We start from the raw sequence: 10,266 nt of genomic DNA, 5'->3' as shown, positions 1-10,266 counted from the left end.
CGTGGTTTAAGCCGATTTTAGGTTATACTGGGCTGGCTTCTTTTGAGTTAATGGCATCCGATGGGTTTAGTGCTTCTCATTCAGCTTTAATTATGGTGAATGTTAGTTCTGCACCTTTGCTCAATTTAGATTTTGTCGAGCGACATCCTAAGTTACAGGTGGGTGAACAGATTGGATTAAAGGTTATTGGGGATTTTGCGGACCAAGAAGATGTGATTTTATCCTCTGATTATCTAAGTTGGTATTCGGAAAATGCCACGGTTGCTTCGGTTACTGGTATGGGCTTAGTTACTGGTTTAAGTAATGGTACAACGATTTTGAGAGCAGAACGTAATCAAATTAGTTCAGTAACAGGAGCTAGAGTAGGACAACAAACAGCACCTACTAATTCAGCCGAATTTTATGCAAACATTGCTGAAAAATACGGTTTAGATATCTTCCCACAGGCAATAACTATCACTCCAGGCATAACAATACCGCTCGATGTGAGTGTCGGGAAAGATTTAGCTAAAGGCCCAGATCTAAGTAGTTTTGAATCTGGTACGCGCTATTTTGTAAGTAATCCCGAAGTGGCCATTGTTAGCCCTAATGGAATGTTGTTAGGTCTTCTTGAAGGTGTTACTAATGTAACTATTATTCATGGTGCAGCAGAATTTGTTATTCCAGTTAAAGTAGAAACTCCTCAAATAGGTGGCACAGCCATATTGGGAATTGCTGGAGGAGCATTAAAGAACGAACAAAATTATCAGGTTTTGATATCTCCTAGCGCATTGCCCCAAGAAACTATTGTAACAATTGAATCTTTGCAACAAGAAGAAATAGAACTACCACTTCCAGATAACTTTTCTTTCATTGGTGCATTTGAGTTAAATTTAGGTGAGGAAGCCGCCAAACTTCCTTTACAGTTTGCCTTGCCAGCACCCACTAATTATTCTTCTAACGATGTAATTTTTATATTACGTCGCGGACAATTACCAAATGCCCAGACAGGCGGCTGGAGTCCGAGTTGGCTCATTGAAGATCTTGCCACAATTGACGCACTTGGAATGCTCCGCACGGGTACACAAACGCGAAAAATGCCAGGAAGTTACGCAGGTGGTGGAAAAAATCAATTTGTAGTAGCTTCAATTACCGTACCTGACGAAATACGTGATGCACTAATTAATGCTTCACGGAATAATTCTATTCAGACACTGGAAAACTCAAATACATCATCACAAGAGGCTCTTACAGGAACACAATTTTCAACGGGGGCTAGTGCTTCAATTTCTGAGCTAGATGCAGCTATACTTTCCAATCCTTCTAATAGTATTCCGATCGCAATGAGCGATTATTACAGCGTTAACGAAGATAATTTTCTAGTTGTTAGTGCAGCAGAAGGGTTACTAGCGAACGATTTCGATGATGACGGCAATCGATTAAGTGTAAGCATTTTACAACTTCCTACATTTGGAATGTTGTCATTGGGTGCAGATGGTTCTTTTACTTATGTTCCTCAGCCCAACTTCAACGGGATAGATAGCTTTATTTATAAAGTTTTTGACGATAATGGCGGAGAAAATATTGGTCAAGTTAATCTGACCATTAATCCAATTAACGACCCGCTTGTAGCTACAGTTGATTTTTTCTCAGCAGAAATTAATCAAGTCTTAGCGGCAGATCCCATTCGTAACATTTTACTTAACGATCTTGACATTGATGGCGATTTTCAAAGCCTCAGCTATGAGCAACCCGAAAAGGGTGAGGTCAGTGTTAACTTTGATGGAACTTTTAATTACACGCCAAAAAAAGATTATGTAGGTTCAGATCGGTTTAAGTATACGATCTCAGATGGAAGTAGTACAAGTATATCTAATGTGAATATTCAAGTTCTTCTTCCTCGCAACCAAGATCCTTTCTTAGGCTCTTACTTAAATGGAGGTTTTAGCGAAGATTTAACGACTATAGGGATAATAGGTATTGGAATTGCCGCCGCCGTTGTTTTTCCAGGAACGGGCTTGGGAATTATGCTTGCCGCTAGTAGTATCGCCATCGGGATGGCTGCCGCAACGGCAATTCCTCTGATGATTTTAGCTGACTATTTTTCTAACAGAAATAAAATTCTCAACTTGTATAAAATTGACGAAAGTGGCAATTTTATAACGACTCCTCTTAACATTGAATATAATGCGAATAACCTTCCTTCAGGAATTGGAACTCCAGTGAATCAACCGCTTGTTCCCGCACCGTCGGCGGCTCAAACTCCACCTAATATCGAGCTTGTCGAGTTAAAATTCAACGATTTTGACCTGAGTGCGTACGGTCCAATAGTAATTCTCGAAGGCAGTAATCTTCTAGCAAGTACTAATGTTAGTTCTTTAGGAAGCCATTTTAGTGATCTCAAGGTTGAAATTTATGATGGCCTAGTTAAAAATGGGATTCCTCAAATTCAACAAGCTTCGATTATTCCAGAACTCAGTGAGGAACTTCCTAACGAGCGCCAAAGAATAGCCATTGAGATTCCTAAAAATGTTTCAATAGGGGATGCTCTAATTCGGATCATTCGTCCGCTCGAAATTCAAGATTTGGTTAACAATACATTGAAGACCATTAATCTAGAAAGCTCTCCAGTTAAATTACCTTTAACTCAGCCTAATTATGAATTTACGGTTGCTAGAGAGACCAGTGATGTAATTGCTATCAACCCAAATAACGAAGCGATCGTTGCAAGAATTAAACTACCCGAAGGAAGTGGCCCGACTTCAGCCGCTTTGAATCCTGGCTCGACCCGTTATTATGTGCCATTAACTAATAAGGGTCAAGTAGCGGTAGTTAGCGCAGTAACACTTAATCCTATCGATTTTAATCCAGTGTCAGACGCACTTGATTCGATTAATTTAACTCCTAATGCTTCTCCAGGCAATATAGTCATCAACCCAAGCGGACAATATGCTTACGTTACAGATACTCGTCAGGGCAATATTTATATTCTTGATATCGCTCTAGGTTCGGAAACTTATAATCAGTTAGTTAAGATTATTGACGTTGGTGGAGTAGAAGGCTCTGAGCTAAGAAGATTGGCTGTTAGTGGTGATGGAAAAGTTTTATTTGTCACCCAATCGACAGATACTATAAATAGCACTAAACAAAGTCGGATTATTGCAATTAATATTAATCCGACTGATGAAGGTTTACCAACATTTAATCAAGTGATTGGAACTTTAGATGTCGATGCGCGTGTTTTTGGCATTAATTCCACTCCTAATCCCAATCAAATGGCAGTGACCTTCCGTCGAACCGCTAATAGTGGAGGTGCATTTGCTCTGCTTTCTTATCAATATGCTAACCCGCAGAATCCAGCCAGTGGGGTCAACCTATCAATAGGAGAACTGCAATCAGTCGCTTTAGAAGACGATGAGCTTACAGGAGCATGGGACCCCTGGAATGTTGAAATAGTAGAAGTTCAAATTCCGCTTGAAGCCGCTCCTAGTGGTGTATCGCTTCTTGCAGGAGATGTTCAATACAAAACTGTAGAAATTGGATTAGTCAGTAATTTTCATGGCTTACCATTCCCAGATGCGGTTAGAAATGGTCCAAAAGAATTTAATCGTCTGACTTCTGCAACAACTCTCATTGTGCCGCTTGAAAAAGATGCAAGCGGAACGTTACGGTTTGGTTCTCAAAAAGCCTTTACCCTTCCCAAACTGGATGGCTCTGCAACTGATATCGCAATTGTATCGAGAAATTTTGAAGGAAAACTTCAACAAGAACTAAAAGTTAATTATGCTGGTCAACAAATCACGCAAAATTACAATTTAGAAGAAATTGCCAAAACACTAGAAGAAGCCAAGAACCAACCTAATTTAGCGGAAAAACTCCGAAAAACCCCGATTGAACTTGTCAACCGTCAAGTCCTTCTCAAAACGCTTAAAGCTTTACTTCCCGACGTTGGAGATCTCGCTGGCGCGGCTCTTGATTTAGCGACTTACTATTGGGAGAATAAAGCGAGAGAACTTGCGGCTACTGCTCTTCTTAATTTTGCCCAGTCGGTACCAGGTAGAGCCTGGGATATTTCTGTTCCCTTACCCAATCCAATTCAACCGATTCCGACTTACACTGACCTCGTTGAAGCCACAGAATTGACAACACCGATTAATAATCTTTCAGAACTACAGCAGATTCTACAACCTGATGTCGAGCAAGAGATCTTTGAACAACCAGAACCATTGAAGTTTCTTCCCTGGTCTTATCAGCAGCCACGAAACAAAGACGACAAACTAGAAATTGCCTTGTTTATTAGCACTTCTGGTGTTGGTGAAGGATTAGCACCCAACGAGGCCGCTTTTGTGGGTAACACTAATTCAGAGCGGGTTAAGATTACGAGAAACATTTTCGGCCAATCTGTAGATGACTATAACCCCAATCGCATTTTAACCGCTACGGGAGTCATTACTTCTAATCAAATTACTTGGAAAATCTTAGGGGGGCCCGACATTACTGAGTTTACCGTTGAAGGGACTAACAATGTGTTACCCATCGGCGATTATCTCAACCTGACTCCTGGCAGATATTTTTATCAATTGTGGACTAAACAGGGTAACAGACAAGTTATTAAACACAACCCATCTTCATTTGATTGGTATCCGACAACAACGCTCGAAAGTAATTCATCAACTTTCCCGCTCGTTACCCTCATTACTCCTGATGCGGCAAAAAACAATCCAAACTCTTTTGAGCAAGGAGTCGAACTCGGACTTAATATTGCTTCTAAAGTTGATCGGTCGGTCACAGCACTGAACAATATTCTACGCTATGAATCGACTACTGGAAATTGGGTCTGGGTTTCTCAAAGTTCCTCAAATCCATTTGACACGACTAAACCCCTAGTTCTAATTACAGATTGGCAAAATGATTCTAAAACATTAAACTACAACTCAGGGACGGCGGAAGCGGTAGCTGATAGTGTGTTTGCTTCTTTGGTTAAGCTGGATAAGCTATTAACTGGTAAAGTTGGTAATTCAACGGGAATTTATGACCCGCAAGGCAATTTAATTTATACTCCAGGACAACTCTTTAATTCACCTTTCCACTTTATTGGTTTCGGTGCGGGTGCGGTTGTTAATAGCGAAATTATTCAGCGTCTTGGTACGGCTTTCCCAAAATTAGATGCACAGAAGAAACCGACTCAGTTTAAAGATACTTTCCCAGATCTGCAAATGACGACGATTGATTGGAATGGGGGAGAAAATAATCTTCCTGAGCCGACTGTGGAAGTTTGGGAAAATGTGACTTTTGCGGATAACTATTATCAAAGTGCTACCAGTCTTTATAGTGATGCACTCTCGAAGGCCGATCTCAATTTGGTTTTGGGAGGAATCAATCTATTTCAAAGCCGTGCTGGTTTTACGGGGGACAAAACCGAAAACGAAGCCATCAATAAAGACTCTCATGAAAGAGCAGTTGTTTGGTATGAGGGGACAGTTAATCTTAATGAGCATCAATTGGGTTTATCCGATGAGTATCTTGTGCATCGGCGACGGGGAGATTTCAGTCAGCCAGAGTTTTCTAATGCTGATTATCCCTGGTATGTATCTAATGATTTAACGGGTGATTTTGAGACTAATAATTATGAGGATGGACAATGGGAAGGAAATGGGACGGGTTGGTTTTATTCGGTTTTGGGCAATGGCTATTTTAAACGTCCATTAGTTGATTTAACCAAGCGAACTCCTGTCAGTTTTGATAATACGCCTGAATCGAGAATGCGTGGTGATTTTGCAGTTTCTACTTTGTTTAATGGGAATTTCGATGCGATTGTTTTTCCGAAAGAAAAGCAGGCTATTCCAGGTTGGTCTTTCCATAATGGTGATAATGAAGTTTTGCAGGCTCATCTTGTTGAATGGGACAAGATTGATTCTCTTGCTCAATACAGGCAAGATTTAGGCTACAATCCAGCCCAACGTAACTATACTTTAGAACTTGGCAAGGGTCTGAACGAAATTACTCACGATCGTTTTATTGTGCCTGATTGGGGTGTATTGAGATTTAACTTACACACTCCTAATCTTAGTGGCGGAAATTTAATAGTAACTTTAAGGGGAGAAAACGGAGTTATAGAGACAGAAACTATATCTTTCACCGCAGCCGATGGACCCTATAATTTAGGTTACAACGAGCTAGATACCTATAGAATTGGTTATGGAACACAAGGTTTTGAGACTTTTTATATTAATGTGCCAGACTCTCTTCGCGGTCAAATAGCCACTCTTGAATTTCAAGTTAATGGCGGTACTGCTTATTTAGATGATGTCTTCTTCAAGAGCGAGCATTTATTATTAGGTAATCCGAGTAGTGCTAGAAATATTAATTCTAATAACTATCTAATAGAAAGACCACAGTACTCTTTATCTTATAACAATCAGACAAGAAGTTCCAATTGGGTTAGTTGGAAGCTCAATAAATCATGGCTGGGAACTGTGGAGCGTCCAAAAAATACATCTCCATATGCTCCTCCTAACGCTCCTATATACTATCCTTGGCGAGATGATTATGTTCTTAGTGATGGGGGAATCTCACCAACTCAGCCTTATGATTATGCAGGTGCAGATCCAATTTTAGATCAACAAGGTAAGTTCCTTGTTCAACCAACTAGAGGTCATTTGACTGCTGTGGATGATAGAAACAGAAGTCTTAAAGATGTTATTGCTACAAATTTCAACACTAACTTACTTGTACAACATAGTTCATTTAATAGTGGTCAGTGGCTACAGTTAGAGCGTTATCTAAGAAATCAACTTGTTCAACAACTAGAAAAAGAGCTTTACATTATTTCGGGAGGATATGGATTTAACAATGAATTAACTACTAAAGGTGGAACAGCGACAGGAATTAAAATTCCCGATCATTTTTGGAAAGTTGTTGTTATCCTTGAACCAAATCAGAGTATATCAGATATAAGTTCTAATACACCGCTTATCGTGGTTGATATGCCCAATAATCAGAGTTCTGTTAGTCAAGCATGGTATGACATTAACAATGGCTATCGTATAACGCTGGGCGAACTTGAAAACAGAATTAATAATAATAGTGGGAACGCTAATTTTCTCTCCAATCTACCTATGAATGTTCGGAATGCTCTTAAACAAAAAGATGTCGATCCTTTTCTCATCGCTCCTCCAGGTTCCGCAACATTACTAGCAGATTTAGGACAAAACTCGTTCGTCAGTATCTCTAAATCCCTCCCTCTCTCCAATAACATCACCGTTAGGCAACCTAGTGTAACAGAAGAAGCAGCGTCGCAAAACAGTCTTTTTCACAATAGCATCTTTCAAGTCGGCGTTCCTGAGATCGACAACTTCAAAGGTCGCATCAGTCAATCTAGCTCCTCTCAAGTTAGTATGTCCCAAGTAAACGCTTTTAAGGACAGTATTTTCCAAGCTGGCACAACTCAAAATGCTCCAGTCAAGACTGGTTCCTTCAATCCTAATTCTACTGAGTTGAGCATTGCTCAAGTCCACGTGAGCGAAACTGCTCTCGTACAATATGGCATCGCTCAAATCAGCATTCCTCAAGTCAGAAAAACTAAGATCAACAGTATTGATAATAGAACGGTTCAATTTAGCACCAATCAGCGAAGTTCTAGTCAAGTTGACTTCTGTAATATTGCAATCGCTCAAATCAGCTTGCAACAGGATAGAGTTCTCCATACTAATACTACTCAGTTCGGCTTCACACATGACAGCTTTTGTGAAATCAACTCTGATACAACTAATATGCAAGCTGGCATTGCTAAGATTAATTTCCCTCAAGTCTGCCCCATCCAAGTAACCACTCCACAACTTAACTCCAGAAAAATCCCTCTCTCCAGCAGCATAGCGTCTGAGCAACTCTTCAGCATCCATAACACAACTCCTGAATCCCTCTACACTAATAACAATAGCACTCACACTCTCTCTAATTCTCCTGGTCTACTGAACTCTGACTTCGACATCGCCAACCCCGATAACCCCAACTATGGTTGGAACCAACGCGGTGCCGCAACGATCCTTAACTCCAAAGCCATACTAACAGAAAACTCCCCTTTGCTCTCTAACTTCAGCCAAACCTTCATCATCCCAGAAGGAGCGAAAACCCTACAGTTCACCCTCACCGCCACCGAACTCGGACACAGCCACCTCGCACCACCAGATGCCTTTGAAGTCGCCCTCCTTGAAGCCAATACCCTCACCCCCCTCGTCGGAACTAGCATAGGACTCAGCCAGACCGACTCCTTCTTCAACCTGCAAGCCAACGGCACAGCATACTTTAATAACTTTGTCAAGTCAAATAGTACAACCCCATCAGGTCGAACTATTTCTGTAGACATCAGCCACCTCAGCCCAGGAACCTTAGCCACCCTCTACTTCGACCTCCTCGGCTTCGGAAAACGCGATAGCCGCATCGAAATCGATCGCGTTCGTATCCTAACTGACTCTGGAGAGCTCGCCCCAGAAGCCAATAACGATACCGCTACCACCCCTCAAAGCAGCCCCATCACCCTAAACGTCCTCGCCAACGACAGCGATGCCGATGGAACAATTGACCTCTCTACCCTTCAACTCGTAACTCCCCCAAATAACGGCACACTGATTTTAAAGAGCGATCGCACCTTCACTTACACTCCAAACAACGGTTTTGTCGGCACAGATAGCTTTACCTATACCATTCAAGATAACGACGGTTTAACTTCACTGCCTGCCATCGTCACCATAAATGTAACCAATATCCCCCCTAAGATCGATGAAATCGAGATCGAAGACTCAATTATAGAAGGAACAAAAACGACCCTGAGCGCGATCGCCACTGACATTGGCAATGATATACTAACTTATACTTGGAATATAAGCGACGGAACTAATCTGACAGGACAGCAAATCGAACATACTTTTGCGGATAATGGCACATACACCGCCACCATTACCGTTACCGACGTTCATGGAGCCAGCAGCACCAAAACCTTCAACCTAGTCGTCAATAACAGCGCACCCATTGTAAGTGCAGGCGAAGATATTACAATTAATGAAGGTCAATTAATTACTTTAGAAGGAAACTTTGATGACCTTGGAATAAACGATACTCACACTATGATCTGGGATTTTGGTAATGGCACCACAGTAACCAATATTTTAACCCCCACTTATACTTATACTCAAAATGGCACCTATACGGCTACTCTCACCGTAAGCGACGACTATGGAGCAACAAACAGCGATAGTTTAACCGTTACCGTAAATAACCTAGCCCCCACCATCACAGCAATAACAGGCGAAACCACCATCAATCAAGGAGAAACGGCTTTCTTTAGTGCCACCGCATTTGACCCTGGACTTGACCCACTAACATATACATGGAACTTTGGCAATAGTAATCAATCAGAAAACGGACAAAATGTCACATACACCTTGACGCAAGCTGGTACATATGAACTGAATTTAACCGTAACCGACGACGAGGGAGCATTCACCACACAAACCCGAAACATCACCGTCAATAACCTTGCTCCAGTGATTACAAAAATCGAAAATACGATCGCCAACGAAGGAGAAATCACTTATTTTAGTGCTATAGCAACAGATCTAGGTAATGATGCTCTAATCTATACATGGAACTTTGGCGATGGTAGCCAACTTGTAAACGGACAAAATATCACTCACACCTATATTAATAGCGGCAACTCTAACGTTACATTAACTGTCACCGATCAATATGGTGCATCCACCACCCAAACCTTAGCTCTAACCATTAATAACCTTGCACCAACCATCACTCAAGTACAAGGTAACACGAATCTTAACGAAGGAGAAACAGCGAGCTTTAGTGCTATAGCAACAGATCCAGGAAACGATCCCATCACTTACATTTGGAACTTTAGTGATGGTAGTCAACCCTCTATAGGACATTCTGTTAGCCATCAGTTCATCAATAACGGCATCTATATTATTACCTTAACCGCTACTGACTCAGAGGGCGCATCCACAACCCAATCCTTTAATATAAATGTAAATAACCTAGCACCCATAGTAGAAGCGGGAGAAAATCAAACAATCTACTCAAATGAAACAATTACTTTTAACGGCAGCTTTAGTGACCCTGGTTTAAATGATACTCATACCCTGACATGGGACTTCGGAGATGGAACGAGCGCCACTAACATCATTAACCCAACACACCGTTATACAGCAACAGGCACCTATAACGTCACCTTCACCGTCATTGATGATTTTGGTGCAACTTCAGAGGACACCCTAA

The 10,266-nt window shown here is 41.3% G+C and carries 2 protein-coding genes and 1 pseudogene; 2 read left to right on the top strand and 1 reads right to left on the bottom strand.

What is annotated here, in order from left to right:
* Positions 1-50 precede the first annotated feature (50 nt).
* Positions 51-6,992, top strand: a pseudogene (locus C7H19_RS24220) (tandem-95 repeat protein); the annotation flags it as partial.
* A gap of 189 nt (positions 6,993-7,181) precedes the next feature.
* Here C7H19_RS24220 and C7H19_RS27320 read toward each other — a convergent pair.
* Positions 7,182-7,802 (bottom strand): pentapeptide repeat-containing protein, encoded by a 621-nt coding sequence (locus tag C7H19_RS27320; protein ID WP_425428932.1) that lies wholly within the window; start codon positions 7,800-7,802, stop codon positions 7,182-7,184.
* Between C7H19_RS27320 and C7H19_RS27315 the strand changes: the two genes are divergently transcribed.
* Positions 7,752-10,266: cadherin-like domain-containing protein (locus tag C7H19_RS27315; protein WP_425428931.1), on the top strand; the 2,515-nt coding region annotated here is incomplete at its 3' end. The genes C7H19_RS27320 and C7H19_RS27315 overlap by 51 nt on opposite strands.

Origin of the sequence: Aphanothece hegewaldii CCALA 016 (genome assembly GCF_003007785.1) — a bacterium.
GTDB lineage: Bacteria > Cyanobacteriota > Cyanobacteriia > Cyanobacteriales > Microcystaceae > Chroococcus > Chroococcus hegewaldii.
Note: the sequence above shows the minus strand (reverse complement) of the source record. Positions and strands in the feature narration are given on the sequence as shown.